Origin of the sequence: Arthrobacter sp. zg-Y1219 (assembly GCF_030125545.1) — a bacterium.
Taxonomy (GTDB): Bacteria; Actinomycetota; Actinomycetes; order Actinomycetales; family Micrococcaceae; genus Arthrobacter_B.
Window position 1 is genome coordinate 109,340 of the sequence record NZ_JASKLY010000013.1, and the last position, 16,325, is coordinate 125,664.

16 protein-coding genes are annotated in these 16,325 nt (G+C 67.2%); 3 read left to right on the plus strand and 13 right to left on the minus strand.

What is annotated here, in order from left to right:
- Position 1: 1 nt before the first annotated feature.
- From folP to dacB, 7 genes are all read right to left on the minus strand, one after another.
- Entirely contained in the window at positions 2–904 is a 903-nt protein-coding gene (gene folP / locus QNO00_RS09725) for a dihydropteroate synthase (protein WP_284024387.1), read from the minus strand.
- Between the two features lie 14 nt (positions 905–918).
- Positions 919–1,536 carry a GTP cyclohydrolase I FolE gene (gene folE / locus QNO00_RS09730; protein WP_284024388.1) on the minus strand — a complete coding sequence of 206 codons (618 nt, stop codon included), beginning with the start codon at positions 1,534–1,536 and terminating at the stop codon, positions 919–921.
- A gap of 151 nt (positions 1,537–1,687) precedes the next feature.
- The gene (gene ftsH / locus QNO00_RS09735; protein ID WP_229966553.1) at positions 1,688–3,808 is read right to left on the minus strand and encodes an ATP-dependent zinc metalloprotease FtsH; all 2,121 of its coding nucleotides are present in this window, start codon (positions 3,806–3,808) and stop codon (positions 1,688–1,690) included.
- A gap of 215 nt (positions 3,809–4,023) precedes the next feature.
- Positions 4,024–4,575 (minus strand): hypoxanthine phosphoribosyltransferase, encoded by a 552-nt coding sequence (gene hpt, locus QNO00_RS09740; protein ID WP_229966552.1) that lies wholly within the window; start codon positions 4,573–4,575, stop codon positions 4,024–4,026.
- A gap of 36 nt (positions 4,576–4,611) precedes the next feature.
- Positions 4,612–5,766 (minus strand): tRNA lysidine(34) synthetase TilS, encoded by a 1,155-nt coding sequence (tilS, locus tag QNO00_RS09745; protein ID WP_284024389.1) that lies wholly within the window; start codon positions 5,764–5,766, stop codon positions 4,612–4,614.
- Positions 5,767–5,778: 12 nt separating this feature from the next.
- Positions 5,779–6,921: an Rv3626c family coenzyme F420 biosynthesis-associated protein gene (locus QNO00_RS09750; RefSeq protein ID WP_229966551.1), complete on the minus strand. Its 1,143-nt coding sequence runs from the start codon at positions 6,919–6,921 to the stop codon at positions 5,779–5,781.
- 61 nt (positions 6,922–6,982) lie between these two features.
- The gene (gene dacB / locus QNO00_RS09755) at positions 6,983–8,431 is read right to left on the minus strand and encodes a D-alanyl-D-alanine carboxypeptidase/D-alanyl-D-alanine endopeptidase (RefSeq protein ID WP_284024390.1); all 1,449 of its coding nucleotides are present in this window, start codon (positions 8,429–8,431) and stop codon (positions 6,983–6,985) included.
- Positions 8,432–8,667: 236 nt separating this feature from the next.
- On the opposite strand from dacB, the gene QNO00_RS09760 reads away from it, so the two are divergent.
- Positions 8,668–9,219 (plus strand): inorganic diphosphatase, encoded by a 552-nt coding sequence (locus QNO00_RS09760; RefSeq protein WP_231712770.1) that lies wholly within the window; start codon positions 8,668–8,670, stop codon positions 9,217–9,219.
- Between the two features lie 185 nt (positions 9,220–9,404).
- Positions 9,405–10,034, plus strand: a complete 630-nt coding sequence (locus QNO00_RS09765; RefSeq protein WP_284024391.1) for a hypothetical protein — start codon at positions 9,405–9,407, stop codon at positions 10,032–10,034.
- A 12-nt stretch (positions 10,035–10,046) separates the two neighbouring features.
- Here QNO00_RS09765 and QNO00_RS09770 read toward each other — a convergent pair whose 3' ends face one another.
- Both QNO00_RS09770 and serS read right to left on the minus strand, forming a co-directional pair.
- Positions 10,047–10,883 (minus strand): HAD family hydrolase, encoded by an 837-nt coding sequence (locus tag QNO00_RS09770; protein ID WP_284024392.1) that lies wholly within the window; start codon positions 10,881–10,883, stop codon positions 10,047–10,049.
- Positions 10,884–10,965: 82 nt separating this feature from the next.
- Entirely contained in the window at positions 10,966–12,243 is a 1,278-nt protein-coding gene (gene serS / locus QNO00_RS09775) for a serine--tRNA ligase (RefSeq protein ID WP_284024393.1), read from the minus strand.
- Between the two features lie 64 nt (positions 12,244–12,307).
- Between serS and QNO00_RS09780 the strand changes: the two genes are divergently transcribed.
- Positions 12,308–13,411, plus strand: a complete 1,104-nt coding sequence (locus tag QNO00_RS09780) for a diacylglycerol/lipid kinase family protein (protein WP_284024394.1) — start codon at positions 12,308–12,310, stop codon at positions 13,409–13,411.
- A 51-nt stretch (positions 13,412–13,462) separates the two neighbouring features.
- Here QNO00_RS09780 and QNO00_RS09785 read toward each other — a convergent pair whose 3' ends face one another.
- From QNO00_RS09785 to QNO00_RS09800, 4 genes are all read right to left on the minus strand, one after another.
- A complete protein-coding gene (locus QNO00_RS09785) occupies positions 13,463–13,735 on the minus strand; it encodes a hypothetical protein (RefSeq protein ID WP_229966545.1) in 273 nt (90 codons plus the stop codon).
- A gap of 127 nt (positions 13,736–13,862) precedes the next feature.
- A complete protein-coding gene (locus QNO00_RS09790) occupies positions 13,863–14,834 on the minus strand; it encodes a DNA topoisomerase IB (protein ID WP_284024395.1) in 972 nt (323 codons plus the stop codon).
- A gap of 84 nt (positions 14,835–14,918) precedes the next feature.
- Entirely contained in the window at positions 14,919–15,881 is a 963-nt protein-coding gene (gene pheA / locus QNO00_RS09795) for a prephenate dehydratase (protein ID WP_229966543.1), read from the minus strand.
- The gene (locus tag QNO00_RS09800; protein WP_284024396.1) at positions 15,878–16,195 is read right to left on the minus strand and encodes a rhodanese-like domain-containing protein; all 318 of its coding nucleotides are present in this window, start codon (positions 16,193–16,195) and stop codon (positions 15,878–15,880) included. Before QNO00_RS09800 ends, pheA begins: the two co-directional genes overlap by 4 nt.
- Positions 16,196–16,325 lie beyond the last annotated feature (130 nt).

Genomic DNA, 16,325 nt, shown 5'->3' on the forward strand with positions numbered 1-16,325 from the left:
TCTATGCCTTCCATGCTGCTGTGGTCTTGACGGCGTCGAGGCTCGGGCCGACGTTGTGCACCCGGACGCACCAGACGCCGGAAAAGGCGGCGAGTGCGGTGATGGCCACCGTGGCGTCGTCGCGTTCCAGGGGCGGGGCCGCTTTGCCGGAGCGGGCCAGCAGGGAGCCGAGGAAACGCTTCCGGGAAGCGCCGATGAGGACCCGGTGGCCCAGACCGTTCAACTTGCCGATGCTGCGCAGCAGTTCCCAGTTGTCGTTGCCGTGCTTGGAGAAGCCCAGCCCGGGATCGAGGATGATCTGCTCAGGAGTTGCTCCGGCGGCGTAGAACTGGTCCCGGAGCTTCGTCAGCTCGGTGATCACGTCATCGACGACGGAGTCGTACTCGGCGTGCGGGTCGCTGCTGCGGACGGCGCCGCGGCTGTGCATCAGCACGTAGTGAGCCCCGGTGCGCGCGATCAGCGCCGGCATTGCGGGATCCACCTCCAGGCCGGAGACGTCATTAATCAGGGCGGCGCCGGCCTGGATGGCCTTTTCCGCCGTTGAGGCGTTCATCGTGTCGACGCTGACCAGCGCACCGGCCTTCACGAGCGCTTCCACCACGGGCAGGATCCGCTGCTGTTCCTCCTCGGCGGTCACCCGCACCGAGTCGGGCCGGGTGGACTCCCCGCCCACATCGATAATGTCGGCGCCGTCGCAGTGCATTTTCAATCCGGCCTGGATGGCGGAGTCGGCCTGCGCAAACTGTCCGCCGTCGCTGAAGGAATCCGGGGTGACATTGAGGATCCCCATCACCAGGGTGCGGTCGGTCGGCAGGTCTTCGAACCGGCGGGCCCGGGCGGAACGCACCAGCGGCAGCGGTGACGTCGCAGGCCCGGTTCCGGGAGCGGCGGCTAGTGAATCCATGGGGTGGGGGCGTCCTATCGTCCGAGAATGAGGCTCATTGCTTCTGCGCGGGTTGCGGTTTCCCGCAGCTGGCCGCGGACGGCCGAGGTGACGGTCTTGGCTCCGGGCTTGCGCACTCCGCGCATTGACATGCAAAGGTGTTCGCATTCAATGACAACTATGGCACCGCGGGGGTCAAGGTTGTCCATCAGTGCGTCCACGATCTGCGTCGTCAGCCGCTCCTGAACCTGCGGGCGCCGCGCGTACACGTCCACCAGCCGCGCCAACTTGCTCAAACCGGTGACCTTGCCGTCCTTGGACGGAATGTAACCAATGTGCGCGGTGCCGTGGAAGGGCACCAGGTGGTGTTCGCAGGTGGAGAAGAACGGGATGTCTTTCACCAGCACCATCTCCTCGTGTTCAAGGGAGAAGGTGGTGGCCAGCAGGTCAACCGGACTCTGGTGCAGGCCGGCGAAGATTTCGGCGTAGGATTTGGCGACCCGTTTGGGGGTGTCCTGCAGCCCCTCCCGGTCCGGGTCCTCCCCGATTGCCAGGAGGATCTCGCGGACCGCCTTTGCAATCCTGGGCTGGTCCACCGGGGCCAGGGAATCGGAGATGTCCTCCGCGGTCAGTTCATCGTCGAAATCCGTCACTGGTCGATCCTACCGTGACTGTCCCGGCGGCCGCCCCGGCGCCCCGGTGCCCGGGCGGATCCCCGGTTCCTTCCGGGACCGACGCACAGGGAGCCCGACGCAAAAGTGGCCCGGCATCATGCCGGGCCACCTTGTTTCATCGGTCGTTATTTCAGCGGTCGTTCTGCGCCGAACCGTTAGTGCCGTCGGTCCGGTTGGCGGTGCCGCCCGGCCCGGCGTGGCCGGATCCGCTGCCCTCGGGATGCGTCAGCCCGTTGCTGGACACATCGAAGTCCTGCGGCAGATCGGCGTCGGCAATCTGGTCCTGCGGGGAAACGGTGTCCGGATTCGGCTGGCCGTTGGCCGCGGCCTCGCGCCGCTCCTTGGCGGACACCACGGGAGGCAGGGTGTGGACCTGGCGGGTGGGCTTGGAGAGCCACACTTCGCGGACGTCCCGCTTGCGCACGTCCGAGAAGACCTCGGCAATTTCGGCCTGGTTCAGGGTCTCGCGCTCCAGCAGCTCCAGGGCCAGCCGGTCCAGGACGTCCCGGTTTTCCGTCAGGATCTGGTAGGCCTCGTCGTGGGCGTTGTCCAGCAGGCGCCGGATTTCCTCATCCACCACGTACGCCACCTGGTCGGAGTAGTTGCGTTCCTGCCCCATGTCGCGGCCCAGGAACGGTTCGCCTCCGCCGCTGCCGAGCTTCACGGAACCGATCCGCTCGCTCATGCCGTATTGCGTGACCATCTTCCGGGCCGTGGCGGTGGCCTTTTCGATGTCGTTGGACGCGCCAGTGGACGGATCGTGGAAGACGATCTCTTCGGCCACCCGGCCGCCCATGGCGTAGGCGAGCTGGTCAAGCAGTTCGTTGCGCGTGATCGAGTACTTGTCGTCCTGCGGCAGCACCATCGTGTAGCCCAGGGCGCGGCCGCGGGGCAGGATGGTCACCTTGGTGACGGGGTCGGTGTTGCGCAGGGCAGCAGCCACCAGGGCGTGGCCGCCCTCGTGGTAGGCGGTGATCTTGCGCTCGAGTTCCTTCATCACCCGGCTGCGCTTCTGCGGTCCGGCGATCACGCGGTCGATGGCCTCATCCAGTGCCCGGTCATCAATGAGCTGGGCGTTGGAGCGGGCGGTCAGCAGGGCTGCCTCGTTCAGGACGTTGGCGAGGTCAGCACCGGTGAAGCCCGGCGTCTTGCGGGCCACGATTTCCAGATCGACGCCTTCAGCCATCGGCTTGCCCTTGGCGTGCACCTGCAGGATGTGCAGGCGGCCCTGCATGTCCGGAGCGTCCACGCCGATCTGCCGGTCAAAGCGGCCCGGGCGCAGCAGCGCCGGATCCAGCACGTCGGGGCGGTTGGTGGCGGCAATCAGGATGACGTTCGTGTTGCCGTCGAATCCGTCCATTTCCACCAGCAGCTGGTTCAGGGTCTGCTCGCGTTCGTCGTTGCCGCCGCCGACGCCGGCACCGCGGTGACGGCCGACGGCGTCGATCTCGTCGACGAAGATGATGGCCGGGGAATTGTTCTTGGCCTGCTCGAAGAGGTCGCGGACGCGGGACGCGCCCACACCCACGAACATCTCGACAAAGTCGGAACCGGAGATGGAGTAGAACGGAACTCCGGCCTCGCCGGCGACGGCGCGGGCCAGCAGGGTCTTACCGGTGCCGGGAGGGCCGTACAGCAGCACGCCCTTGGGGATTTTGGCGCCCACGGCCTGGAACTTGGCCGGATCCTGCAGGAATTCCTTGATTTCGTGCAGTTCCTCCACGGCCTCGTCAGCTCCGGCGACGTCGGCGAAGGTAACCTGCGGCATGTCCTTGTTGGTCAGCTTGGCCTTGGACTTGCCGAACTTCATGACCTGGGAGCCGCCGCCCTGCATGCGGGAGAGCAGGAACCAGAAGATGACGCCGAGGATAATGAACGGCAGGAACAGGCCCAGGAAACTGGTGAACCAGTTGGTCTGCACCGGCTGGTCGGTGAAACCTTCGGCGCCGGATTCGTTCACGGCTTCGACAATGTCCTGGCCGCGGGCGGTGCCAAAGTAGAACTGCACGTTCTCGCCCTGGTCCTGGCCGCTGCTGTCCTTGTACTCGTCTTTAAGCGTCAGGTCGACCCGCTGCTCGCCGTCGTAAATCTTGGCCTGCTCCACCTTCTGGTCCTTGAGCAGCTGCAGGCCCACGCTGGTGTCCACCTGGGTTGCCCCGCTCGTGGAAAGGCTGGGAAGAATGAGTACAAGAAGGGCCACTGCCAGGATTATCCAAAAGACCGGCCCCTTGAAGAAGTTCTTAGATTTCATTCGTCGTCAGGGCGCAAGCCCCGTCCCTCCTGATCAACAACGCTGATAATGCGCGAAATATACTTCAACTAGCTATACACCGTTACCTGAAAGAACACGTCCCGAATACCCGGAAAGTTCCCTCTGGGCGTAGCACGTCGGCGTGATGCTGATCGCTGACGCAAAACCGGACGGCAGCCCGCGGGCCGCCGTCCGGTGCGCTCCAGCGGTGCTGTTTACTCGTAAACGTGCGGCGCCAGGGTTCCAATGAAATCGAGGTTGCGGTACCGCTCGGCAAAGTCCAAGCCGTAGCCGACAACAAACTCGTTGGGGATCTCGTAGCCCACGTACTTAACGTCGATTTCCACCTTCGCGGCGGTGGGCTTGCGCAGCAGGGTGCAGATCTCAACGCTGGCCGGTCCGCGGGACTGCAGGTTGGTGCGCAGCCAGGACAGGGTCAGCCCGGAGTCGATGATGTCTTCGACGATCAGCACGTGCTTGCCCAGCAGGTCCGTTTCCAGGTCCTTGAGGATGCGGACGACGCCGGAGGACTGAGTGCCGGAACCGTAAGAGGACACGGCCATCCAGTCCATGGTGACGTGGCTGTGCAGGGCACGGGAGAGGTCAGCCATGACCATCACGGCGCCCTTCAGCACACCAACCAGCAGGACGTCGCGTCCTGCGTAGTCGCGGTCAATCTCTGCTGCGAGTTCGGCAACCCGCGTTTGGATCTGTTCCTTCGTGTAGAGAACGTGCTTGAGGTCTGACTGGACGTCGTGTGAATCCACGAATGGCTCCCGGGTACGAGATGTTGCAGCTGTATTTTAGGTGCTGCTCTTTTTCCTAAAGACAAGATTGCCATAGCCGGAGCCGCCTTGGGGAACCGGATTAGTGCGCACCTGCCGGTAGACGCTGACTTTGCCCACCAGTTCCACCGGCCCGGCGGAGCCGACGCGCCGAAGCAGCGCCTCGACCGAACGCAGCCGCTCGTAGCTGGGCTGGGCGCCGCCCAGTTCCACCGCGGCCAGAGCCAGGACGCGCTGGCGTATGGCGGGAGCCAGTTTCCGCAGCGGCGCTTCGGGCAGCAGAATCGTGTCGGGATCCGGTTTCTGCGCATCGGTTTCGGCCGCTTGCGGAACCCGCAGCCGGTCGAAGGTTTCGGCGCTCACCGCGTCAAGGTAGTCGGCGTCGTTCGCCAGGATACGTGAGGAACGGAACAGTGCCTCGGCGATTCCCGGGCCCAGTTTCTCTTCCAGGAAGGGCAGGACTTCCGCCCGCACCCGCGACCGGGCAAAAGCCGGATCCGAGTTGGAGGGATCGAACCAGGGGTCCAGGCCCTCGCTTTCGCAGATTTCCTCCGTCTCGCTGCGGCGCAGGCCAAGCAGCGGCCGCAGGTACTTGCCGCGGACGGCGCGCATCCCTGCCAGGGACCGGGTGCCGGAACCGCGGGCCAGGCCCAGGAGCACCTGTTCGGCCTGGTCGTCCAGGGTGTGGCCCAGCAGCACGGCGTCGGCGCCGGTCTCTTCCACGGCGGCGTCAAGGGCCGCGTAGCGGACGGTCCGGGCGGCGGCCTCGGGCCCCATGCCGGTGGCCGGCACCGAGACGGTCCGGACCTGGACCGGATCCAGGCCCATGCCGCGGAGCTTCTCCGCCGCCGAAGCGGCAACTTCCGCGGATCCGGGCTGCAGGACGTGGTCGACGACGACGGCGCCCACCCGGTAGTCTCCGCGCCGGGCGAAGAAGGATGCCGCTTCAGCCAGGGCCAGCGAGTCCGGTCCGCCGCTGCACGCGACCAGCAGCAGCGGCGGCGGCGTGGACGCGGTGCCGCGGGGCGGCAGGCCCGCGGCGTCAAGGGCGTCACGGATCATGTTGCGGGCCTTGCCGAGCGTCGGGTTCAGCCGCTTGCGGGGGCGGTTCCCGGAAGCAGGGACGGAAAACCCGGAGCCGGAGGGGTCTGTTGCTGACAGGTCAGGTTGCATCGGCACGTGCGGTTACAGCCCCATCCGGGTCATCCACAGGGAAGGCGCGTGGATCTCCGCTTCGGTCGGAAGGTTCTCCGGGCCTTCCCAGACCCGGTTGAACCCCTCCATGCCGGCGCTGTCCACCACGGCCCGGACAAATTTTGAGCCGTCCTTGTACTGGCGCATTTTTGCGTCCAGTCCCAGGATCTGGCGGAAGAACCGGTCCAGCCAGCCGTGGCTCCTGCCGCGGTCGTTGAAGCGCTGCCGGATGGTCTTGACGCTGGGAACGATCTGGGCGTCGACGGCGTCCATCACTACGTTGGCATGGCCCTCGAGCAGGGACATCACTGCGGTCAGGTGGGACATCCGCTCCTTGTCCTCGGGGTCCTGCAGCAGGGACATGACGTCCATCGGACGCTTGGGAACGCCGTCGTCGCCGGTTCCGCCCGTCAGGGCCTCGCGCCCGGCCGGTGTTGCGAGCGTCCTGGCCGCCTGGCCCAGGCGTTCGGACAAGGTCTGGGCCTTGTCCATCAGGCCGTTTGTCAGCAGGCCGATCTGTTCCAGCATGTGGTCGCGCAGCCAGGGAGCGGCGGCGAACTGCACCCGGTGGGTCTGCTCGTGCAGGCACACCCACAGCCGGAAATCCGCAGGAACCACGTTCAGGTCGCGCTCCAGCGTGATGATGTTCGGCGCCACCAGCAGAAGCCTGCCGCCGGAGGGTCCGCCGGGTGTCTTCGCGGCGAAGGGATCGTACTGGCCGAGCACCTTTGAGGACAGGAAGGCCAGGACCGCGCCGAGCTGGGCGCCGGTGACGGTGCCGCTGAACGCGGTGTTGGCGTTTTTCAACTCTTCCGGGTGGGTGCTGGCCAAATGGTCGAGGGCCGGGGTCATGAGTACGGCAAAGCTGCGCGAATTGGCCTTGGCCCAGGAGGCACGGTCCACCACGAGCACCTCGGAATCCCGCAGGTCCCGGGCAGCCTCCAGCCCGGTGATGCGGTGGACATGCGCCACTGCCTCGTCGGCCAGGGTGCGCAGGTCCGCCACCGCCTCGCGGATCTCACGGGCAGACATCTTGGGACCCGCGGGCACCAGGGTGGCAGCCGTTCCGGCGGCCAGATCCCAGTTCACCAGATCGGGGGCGGCTGAGGAACGGTCCTGCTGATAGCTCTCCATCCGTCCATCAGACCACACGGCACCCGGAATTGGTGAGGGGTTCGCTGTACGCCAAACGCCGTCAGCGGCAGCCGCACCCGGCCAGAACGGTGGCTGCCGCATCCACGGCGGCGCGGGCCTGAGCCGTGTTGCCCTCCAGGCCGTTGGCGACGAAGGCAAAGGACAGCAGCCGGCCGTCGGCGTCAGTCACGAACCCGCTCAGCGACGTCACGGCAAACAGGGATCCGGTCTTTCCCCGGACGACGCCGGCGGGGGAAGGACCGGCGCCATCGGTGCCGCCGGTGCCTGTAGTGCCGGTCAACCGGGAGGAGAGGGTTCCGCTCAGCCCCGCCACCGGCAGGGAGTAGGGCAGTGCCCTCACGTCGTTTTTCGTGGAAGTCAGCGCCGCCTGCACCGTTGCGGCGAGCTGCCTCGCGGAGATTTCAGTTCCGCTGCCCAGTCCGGAGACGTCCGCCAGCACCAGGCCGCCGGTGTCCACTCCGAGCCGGGAAACCGCTGACAGAACCGCGGCTGTTCCACCCTCGAAGGTGGCTTCCCGGCCGGTGGCCTGCGCGCTCATCCGGGCCAGTGCCTCGGCCAGGTAGTTGTCGGAGCTGAGCAGCATCTGCTGCACCTGGTCGGCGACGGGAGCCGAAACCACGGAGGCCAGCCGGTCGGCGCCTTCCGCAGCGGCGCCGCGTTCAATGACCGGGTCGACGGTGAAACCGTACCCGGCGGCGGAGGCTTCCAGGGCGGCGGCGAAGGCGCTGGCAGCCGCGAGCGCGGCGTCCCCGGCCCGGGGCCCGGAGGAGACGCCTTCGGCGGCCCACGCCGAATTAATGGCCAGCGGATACAGTGCGGCCATTTCCCCTGCCGCCACGTCCTCCCGGCTCCACGCCGGCGAAAGGGGCGCGCCGGTGAACAGCGTGTCGTCGAGCCGGATGCTCACGGTTCCCGGCGTCCCGCGCTCCGCCAGCGCCGCGGCTGTTTCGTCGGCGAGGGTCTGCAGCCCGGCGTGGCCCACGATCTCGTCGTCGTCTGATTCGCCTGCAGTCAGGAGAACGTCTCCGCCGCCTTTGAGGATGATCGTTCCCGGAGCGGTGCCGGCGTAGACGCCGGTTTCGAAACGGGTGTCCGACCCCAGGTCAGAGAGTGCGGCAGCCGCCGTCAGGAGTTTCAGGCTGGAGGCCGGGGTCACGGGGGCATCGCCGTCGAGGTCGTAGAGGACCTCCCCCGTCAGCGCATCCTGGACGGCCCCGGAGAATTTTCCGCTTCCGTCGACCGCCAGCTCGGCGTCAAGCAGTGCCGCCAGCACCCGGGTGTCCGGTGCCGGAGCTTCCGAACCGGCCGGGACCGGGAACTCGTCCCCGCCGGAGGCCAGGCGGACCGGAGTTTGCTGGTAGGACGGCACCACAACCTGCCGGGCCGGCTGCTCGTGCCGGAGGGCGGCAAGCACCGGCGGTCCGGCGTAGACGGCCAGCGGCAGCACAAGAACCGTCAGGACGAGGGTCAGCAGAAGGCCGGTAAACACCCGAGCCATCGCCTCATCGCTGCTTTCCGTTAGCCGCTTCTCCTGCCGGAAACAGGAATTGGGGACCAAGACATATATCTTTAAGACTAGACCGGCGCCGCCGCCCGCATGGACGCGGACACTTACGCGTCGCTGGTGCCTTTATCAGCCTACGTTCACGGCAGTGTTTTTCGTCGACGCCGCGTTCGTCAACCCGTTTTGTGGCGCCCCCGCGGCGTCACGCCAGAGGAGTATCCATGTCCATCACGCTCGACGTCACCATCGAGATCCCCAAGGGATCCCGGGTCAAGTACGAAATCGACCACGAAACCCACCGCCTGCGCCTGGACCGTATCCTCTTCACCTCCATGGCCTACCCCACGCACTACGGGTACTTCGAAAACACCCTCGGTGAGGACGGCGACCCGCTGGACGCACTGGTCATGCTGCAGGACTTCGACCTGATGCCCGGCGTGCTGGTGGAATCCCGTCCGATCGGCGTTTTCAACATGGTGGACGACGGCGGCGGAGACGCCAAGGTTCTCTGCGTTCCCGTGGACCCGCGCTTCGACCACATCCAGGACATCTCGGATGTCTCCGACTTCCTGCTCGACGAGATCAAGCACTTCTTCACGAAGTACAAGGACCTGGAGCCGGGCAAGTGGGTTGAGGCCGCTGACTGGGCCGGCCGCGAGGATGCCGAGGCCGAGGTCAAGGCCTCCCTGGAACGCTTCGAGGCGCTCGGCGAAGGCAGCGAAGAGGACGAGCCCCAGGGCCGCGACGTGGACGCGAACCCCATCAACGAGTAGCACTTTCCTGCCCGGCCGGCACCCCTGCGGATGCCGGCCCGGCAAGCGCCCGACGGCGGCCGTCCCCTTTCCGGGGCGGCCGCCGTCGTCGTTGGTTCCGGTGGAGGACCGCACCGAGACGGGATGTGGCACGCCGCAGCAACCGAAAACGGTTGTCTGCACGTGGACTCTGGCATGCTGATCCCATGCATTACGTGCTGACCATCAACCAGCGGGACTCCCGCGAGTCCGGCGACCTCGTCCCGGATCTGATCCGCTCCCTCCGGCACCTGCCGGCAGCTGTCCCGTTCCAGCGTTCGGTCGGCGACGAGGCGCAGGGGGTGCTGGCCGACGCCCCGACGGCAGTGGAAGCGGCGCTCTCAGCCATCCGGCAGCGGCGCTGGAACGTCGGGATCGGCGTCGGCGAACTGCGCCCGCCCCTGCAGCAGAACATGCTGGACAACGACGGCTTCGGCCTGGTCTATGCCCGCCGCGCCGTGGACCGGGCACGGAAAACCGGCGAACGCATCCCGCTGGCGGTGGACGGCCCGGACGGGGACGTTGCGGCGGAGGCGCAAGCCGTGCTGCGCCTGCTGGGCCAGATCGTCGCGAGCCGGACCGACGCCGAGTGGAAGGTCCTGGACCTGATGACGCCGGGGGCGCGAGGCCAGCAGAAGTACGTGGCGGAAATCCTGGGCATCACCGCCCAAGCCGTCAGCAAGGCGGTGGTGCGTTCCCACTGGCAGGAGGAGTGGGCCACCCGGCCCGCCGCAGCACGCCTGCTGTCGCTCTGCTACGGCCCGGCGTCCCTACCGCCCGCAGCACTGGCGTACTGACGCCGGGACGGCTTAGAGGCCGCGGAGAATCGTCGCGGCGCCGTCTTCATAAACGGTGCCCGTGACTTCGGTGGCCGCTTCCAACACTTCCTGCGGAGCCTGGCCCATCGCCACGCCGCGGGCTGCCCAGCCCAGCATTTCGATGTCGTTTCGGCCGTCGCCCATGGCCAGCGTGTACTTCCGGTCTATGTCCAGGATGCTGCGCACCTTTTCCAGTGCACTGGCCTTGGTGACGCCCTCCGCGGCGATGTCCAGCCAGGCGGTCCAGCCCACGGAGTAGGTCACGCCGTGCAAGCCGATGGCCCGCACCGCTTCGCCGAACTCCTCGGCCGTTGAGTCGGTGCTGAACACCACCACGCGCACGGCCTCGGCGCTGCGAAGCCGCTCAAAATCCACAGCCAGCGCCTCAACGCCAAAACTGGCGTCCTGGAAGCGTTCGGTGGACAGGAAGTGCCCATGGGCATCCTCCAGGGCGAATTTTGCCGTGGGCAGCTTCACCCGAAGGGCATCAAGCGCCGGCGAGGGATCGAAGACCACCCGGTCCAGCACCTCGAACCCGTCGGGAAGCGAGGGGTCCACGCGCAGGGTCACGCCGCCGTTGGAGCAGACGCAGTAGCCCTTGGTGATGCCGATGTTCTCCAGGATGGGCAGGGCCGCACCGTAGGAGCGGCCGGTGGCAACCACCAGATGGTGGCCGGCAGCAACGGCGGCCTGGGCGGCCTCGCGGACACCGGCGGACATGTGCCCGTCGTGATCCACGAGGGTGCCGTCGACATCCAGCGCTACAAGGTGGGGAGTGGAATTGGGGTCTTGCCGGTCTTCGATGCCGGCGCTCGTCAAAGTAGTCATCGACCAATTTCAACAGAAGGTGGCGGATCGCGAAAGGACGTGCCTCACATGTGCGCCGATTTCCGGCGCAACAGCCGGAGCTTTACAGCACCGGCAGGACTTCCAGGCCGCCCAGGTACGGCCGCAGGGCAGCCGGGACCGTGACGGACCCGTCCGGGTTCTGGTGGTGCTCAAGGATGGCCACGATCCACCGGGTGGTGGCGAGGGTTCCGTTGAGCGTGGCCACGGCACGGGTGCCCTTGCCCTCGCCGTCCTGGCGTTCGCGGATGTTCAGCCGGCGGGCCTGGAACGTGGTGCAGTTTGAGGTGGAGGTCAGCTCGCGGTAGGCATTCTGGGTGGGAACCCAGGCTTCGCAGTCGAACTTCCGGGCGGCGGACATGCCCAGGTCGCCCGCGGCGGTGTCAATCACCCGGTAGGGCAGCTCCACCTTGGCGAGCATTTCCTCTTCCCAGGCCAGGAGCCGCTGGTGCTCTGCGGCGGCGTCCTCCGGCTTGGTGTAGATGAACATTTCCACCTTGTTGAACTGGTGGACGCGGATGATCCCGCGGGTGTCCTTGCCGTGCGAGCCGGCTTCCCGGCGGTAGCAGGAGGACCAGCCGGCGTAGCGGACCGGTCCGCCGTTGAGGTCCAGGATTTCGTCGGCGTGGTAGCCGGCCAGCGGCACCTCGGACGTACCGACCAGGTAGAGGTCGTCGTCGGCGAGGCGGTAGATTTCGGCGTCGTGCGCCACGTCGAAACCGGTGCCCTGCATGGTCTCGGGGCGGACCAGGGTGGGGGTGATCATCGGAACAAACCCGGCCTGCACGGCCTGGTCCATGGCCATGTTCAGCAGCGCCAGTTCCAGGCGGGCACCAACGCCGCGCAGGAAATAGAAGCGGGAGCCGGAGACCTTGGCGCCGCGTTCCATGTCGATGGCGCCCAGGAGTTCGCCGATTTCCAGGTGGTCGCGGGGCGCGAAGCCCTCGGCCTCGAAGTCGCGGGGGGTGCCGACCGTCTTGAGGACCTCGAAGTCGTCCTCGCCGCCGGCGGGTGCGCCGTCCTGCACCAGGTTGGGAATCCGGCGCAGCAGCGCGTCGGACTCGGCCTGGGCGGCATCGGCTTCGGCGCCGGCAGCCTTGACCGCACCGGCAAGTTCCTTGACCTCAGCCAGGAGGGCCTGCTTTTCCTCGCCCTTGGCCTTGGCCACCCGCTTTCCGAAGGCATTCTGCTCGGCCCGCAGGTTCTCGAAGCGGGTTCGGGAATCCCGGCGCGCGGCGTCGGCAGCAATGATCGCGTCCACCAGGGACTCGTCCGCTTGGCGGGCGCGCTGGGAGGCTCGGAATTTTTCAGGGTTTTCGCGGAGCTCATTTACATCGATCACGCTTCAAGAGTACCCAAAACCCTGGCGGGCCCGGGCACCGGCCCGGGTTAGGGTGGGAACCACTATGCCCACACCCGAGATCCTCCTGCTTGCACTCCTGATAACCGTCCTGACGGCGGGTGTGGTTTGGGCGGCAGTCCGACGGCGGCGCCGGCTGGCTGCGGAACGCCCCGTCTTCAAACCGCTGGCCCCGGGGCACCAGAGAGTTGCCATGGTGCTCAACCCGGTCAAGGTCCAGGCCCCGGCGGCGCGGGTGCTGCTGGCGGAGGCGTGCGAGCTGGCCGGTTGGGATCCTCCCCTGATCCTCGAGACCACCAGGGAAAGCCCCGGCTGGGAACAGGCGCGGCATGCCCTGCAGCTGGGGGCCGACGTCGTGGTGGCGGCCGGCGGCGACGGCACCATCCGGGAAGTTGCCCGCGCCCTGGCCAACGCCCCGGCCGCGCTGGGGCTGCTGCCGCTGGGCACCGGCAATCTGCTGGCGCGGAACCTGGGCCTGCCGGTCGCGGATCTGCCGGCCTCGGTCCGCGCGGCGCTGCACGGCCAGGAACGCCGCATCGACATGGGCACCATGACGCTGGAGAATTCCGTCACCGGGCAGGGCAGCAGCAGCGCGTTCCTGGTGATGGGCGGCATCGGACTGGATGCCGAAGTGCTCGCGGCGACCCGCGACGACCTGAAAAAACGCGTCGGCTGGATGGCCTACAGCGAAGCCGGCGTGCGGCTGCTGCCCGGACGCCGGACGAAAATGAGCATCTCCGTGGACGGAGAACCTCCGCGGGTGCGCAAGGTGCGCAGCATCCTCTTTGCGAACATCGGGCGGCTTCCCGCCGGAATCGACTTCATTCCCGAAGCCCGCATGGACGACGGGCTGCTGGATGTGGTGGTCATGAGTCCGCGGGGCCTGGCCGGGTGGCTCTGGCTGGCGGGCAAGGTGGTCACCAAGTATCCGAAGGACATCCCCGTCATCGATCACCGCCGGGCCCGGACAGTGGAAATCCGGGTGGGGCAGCCAACCCGAACCCAGCTGGACGGTGATGTCACTGGGGCGGCCACGAGCGTTCGGGTCCAAGTGAATCCCCTGGCGCTGCTGGTCCGCGCGCCCGCACCGGAGCTGCAGCGGCCCCGCCCGTTCGGCAGCCGCAGCAAGGCGGAAGCAGGGCAGCCTTAATCAGGCGCCCTTTCCGCCGGCGGCCAACCCGGACGGGACCGGCAGGCGGGACTAGGAGTCCTGCGTGCCTTCGGCGTCCGTGTAGCCGCCTTCGTCCTTGCCGGACTTGCCGCCCTCGGCACCCTCGGCATCCGTGTACTCGCCCTCGTCGTCACGGTTGACTGACTTCGGAGAGGCCTGTTCGCGGATCAGCTGCTCTTCCTCGGCGAACCGGATGTCGTTGCCCTGGTCTCCGGCGTCACCGCGGTAGTTGTCGTCAGCTGTGGACTGTCCGCTGGGCTTGGGGTCGGTCAGCTGTTCTTCCTCATTGGGATATTCAGACATCTGCTTACCTTCCTGAACGTTGAGACAGGACCCGTTCGATCCTGTGCCGCGTGTGCGGAAACACCGCACTCTTACCATCAGCATACTTACGAACGGGGAAACGGGAAAAGCCGGCGGCGCAAACCCGTCAGGGGGTGAGCATCAGCCGGACGGCCGTTTCGGAGGCGGAGAACCCGCCCACGTCGATGACCTCCCCGCCGAAGAACCGGTCCACCACCCGCGGGTCGATGTAGGATTTCCGGGCCACGGCGGGGGTATTGCCGAGGTGTTCGGCCACTTTACGTGCCGTGGCGGCCGCGGCCTGCTGCTTGGCTTTCTGCGTGGACGCCGCCGGGAACGCCCGGGCCAGGTGCATCGCGGCCACCACCGTGGCCTGCCAGGTGCGGAAATCCTTGGCCGTGAAGTCCCCGCCGGTGACCTCCTTCAGGAAGGCGTTCAGCGAGGCGCCGGTGATGCTGTGCCATCCTCCGTCACCGTCCTGATAGGCCAGCGCGGTGTCGGGCTTCGGACGGGCGAGCATGGGCTCCAGGGCAGCCACCAGGTCCGGATCCGCAATCGAGGTGTGCCACTCCTGCCCGCTCTTACCCGGGAAATCGAACTTCACCTCGGCCCCCTGCACCGTGACGTGCTCCACGCGCAGCGTGGTGGTTCCGTAGGAGCCGTTGACCTCGGCATACCGCTCCCCGCCGATGCGCAGGGCTCCGGCGTCGACAATCCGCAGGGCCGCGGCATAAGCGCGCTGCGGACCGGCACCGTCGGTGCGCAGATGCTTGGTGATCAGGCGCCTGGCCGCCGGCAGGGCCTGGGCAAAGGCCAGGGACCGGTCAAACTTCTCCCGGTCCTTCAGTTCCCGCCAGTGCAGGTGGTAGATGTATTGCCGGCGACCGGCGGCATCCGTCCCGGTCGCCTGGATGTGACCGTTGGCATAAGGGCTGATCCAGACGTCCGTCCAGGCAGGAGGAATGGCCAGGGCGCGGATCCGCTCCAGGGTTTCCCGGTCTTTCAGTACGTCGCCGCGCAGCCCGCGGTAGCTGAAACCGCGCCCCCGGCACAGCCGCGAATATCCCGGATGCTCACAGTTGCTCCGCCGCAGCCGCATGTTTTTCCCTTCGCGTTTTTGCTGTTTCCGGTGCACCGGGCCTGTCCGACAGCAGGGTCGCACCGAAATGTCGCTGCGGAGAGATTAGCCGTCGAGCAGGCCCTGAAGCCAGCGGTCCGCCGAGCGGAAGGCCTCGTCGCTGGTGTGCTTTGGAATTTCGGGCTCGCGGTGGTCAGCCCGGGGGTAGGAGCCCAGGAACCGCAGGTTCGGGCTGATCCGGTGCAGGCCCTTCAGGGCGTCGGCCATCCGGGCATCATTGATGTGGCCGTCGGCGTCAATGCTGAAGAAGTAGTCGCCCAGGAACAGCCCGGTGGGCCGCGACTCAATCCGGCTCAGGTTCACCCCGCGGGCGGAAAACTGGTCCAGGATTTCCATCAGCGCACCGGGATGGTCCTCCGGCAGCGGCACCACGAGAGTGGTCTTGTCGGCCCCGGTGGGCGCCGGCAGGGCAGCGGGCCGGCTCAGGAGCACGAAGCGGGTCACGGCGTCGGCCACGTCGCCGATGTCGGTGCGGATCACGTTCAGGCCCAGCCGCTCCGCCACCAACGGCGAACAGATGGCGGCGTCGTACCCGGCCCCCGGGGAGAGGAGGCCCGTCGCTGCGGCCGCGGTCGACGACGCGGGGAGATATTCCGCCTGCGGAATGTTTATTTCCGCCCAGTTCCGGCATTGGGCCCAGGCATGGGAGTGCGTGGAGACGGTGGTGATGCCGGCCAGGTCCAGTCCGGGCCGTGCGGCCAGGACGAAGGTGATGGGAACCAGGATTTCGCGCCGGATGCGCAGCGCATCGCCGGCCGAAATGGCGTCCAGGGTGGCACTGACGCCGCCCTCCACCGAGTTTTCAATGGGCACCACTGCAGCATCGGCGCGGCCGCTGCGGACCATTTCCAAGGCGGTGTTCACGCTGGTGGCGGGAATGCGCTCCGACGCATCCGCACCCGGAACCTGCAGCAGGGCGGCCTCCGTGAAGGTGCCCTCGGGGCCCAAATAGGTGTAAATCAGGCCCTCGGTTTCGCTGCCGGCACCGGTGCTGGGCGAAGCACTCATACGACCGTGGGGTCCTGCCCGCTGTCGGAGACCATGGGCTTTCCGGCTTCCAGCCACGCACCCATGCCGCCGGTGACATTCACAGCCGAGTAGCCGTGGGATTCCAGCCAGGCAGTGGCTCGCGCGCTGCGGCCGCCGGACCGGCAGATGACGGCGAGATCCTGGTCCGGGTCCAGGTCATTGAGGCGTTCGGGCAGGGAGTCGAGAGGAATGTGGAGGGCGCCGTCGATGTGCCCCGCTTCCCATTCGTAGTCCTCCCGAACGTCCAGAATCTTGGCATCGCTGCTGATCTCGCCTACTGATACGTTTTCCATTTTCCGGTTCCTGTCTTTGCATGTGCGGCGGCCCCGGGCCTCTTCGGGCTCCGGCGGCACGCCGGAACACCGGACCGGGTGTCAACTTCCTCCCAGCCTATAGTGGGAGCCCAGTCCGGAAAATAATCCG

Excerpts from the sequence above, each read along its gene's own strand:
- folP (WP_284024387.1), bottom strand. The coding sequence starts at position 904 with ATGGATTCACTAGCCGCCGCTCCCGGAACCGGGCCTGCGACGTCACCG.
- ftsH (WP_229966553.1), bottom strand. The coding sequence starts at position 3,808 with ATGAAATCTAAGAACTTCTTCAAGGGGCCGGTCTTTTGGATAATCCTG.
- tilS (WP_284024389.1), bottom strand. The coding sequence starts at position 5,766 with ATGCAACCTGACCTGTCAGCAACAGACCCCTCCGGCTCCGGGTTTTCC.
- QNO00_RS09750 (WP_229966551.1), bottom strand. The coding sequence starts at position 6,921 with ATGGAGAGCTATCAGCAGGACCGTTCCTCAGCCGCCCCCGATCTGGTG.
- QNO00_RS09760 (WP_231712770.1), top strand. The coding sequence starts at position 8,668 with ATGTCCATCACGCTCGACGTCACCATCGAGATCCCCAAGGGATCCCGG.
- QNO00_RS09765 (WP_284024391.1), top strand. The coding sequence starts at position 9,405 with ATGCATTACGTGCTGACCATCAACCAGCGGGACTCCCGCGAGTCCGGC.
- QNO00_RS09770 (WP_284024392.1), bottom strand. The coding sequence starts at position 10,883 with ATGACTACTTTGACGAGCGCCGGCATCGAAGACCGGCAAGACCCCAAT.
- QNO00_RS09780 (WP_284024394.1), top strand. The coding sequence starts at position 12,308 with ATGCCCACACCCGAGATCCTCCTGCTTGCACTCCTGATAACCGTCCTG.
- QNO00_RS09785 (WP_229966545.1), bottom strand. The coding sequence starts at position 13,735 with ATGTCTGAATATCCCAATGAGGAAGAACAGCTGACCGACCCCAAGCCC.
- QNO00_RS09790 (WP_284024395.1), bottom strand. The coding sequence starts at position 14,834 with ATGCGGCTGCGGCGGAGCAACTGTGAGCATCCGGGATATTCGCGGCTG.
- pheA (WP_229966543.1), bottom strand. The coding sequence starts at position 15,881 with ATGAGTGCTTCGCCCAGCACCGGTGCCGGCAGCGAAACCGAGGGCCTG.
- QNO00_RS09800 (WP_284024396.1), bottom strand. The coding sequence starts at position 16,195 with ATGGAAAACGTATCAGTAGGCGAGATCAGCAGCGATGCCAAGATTCTG.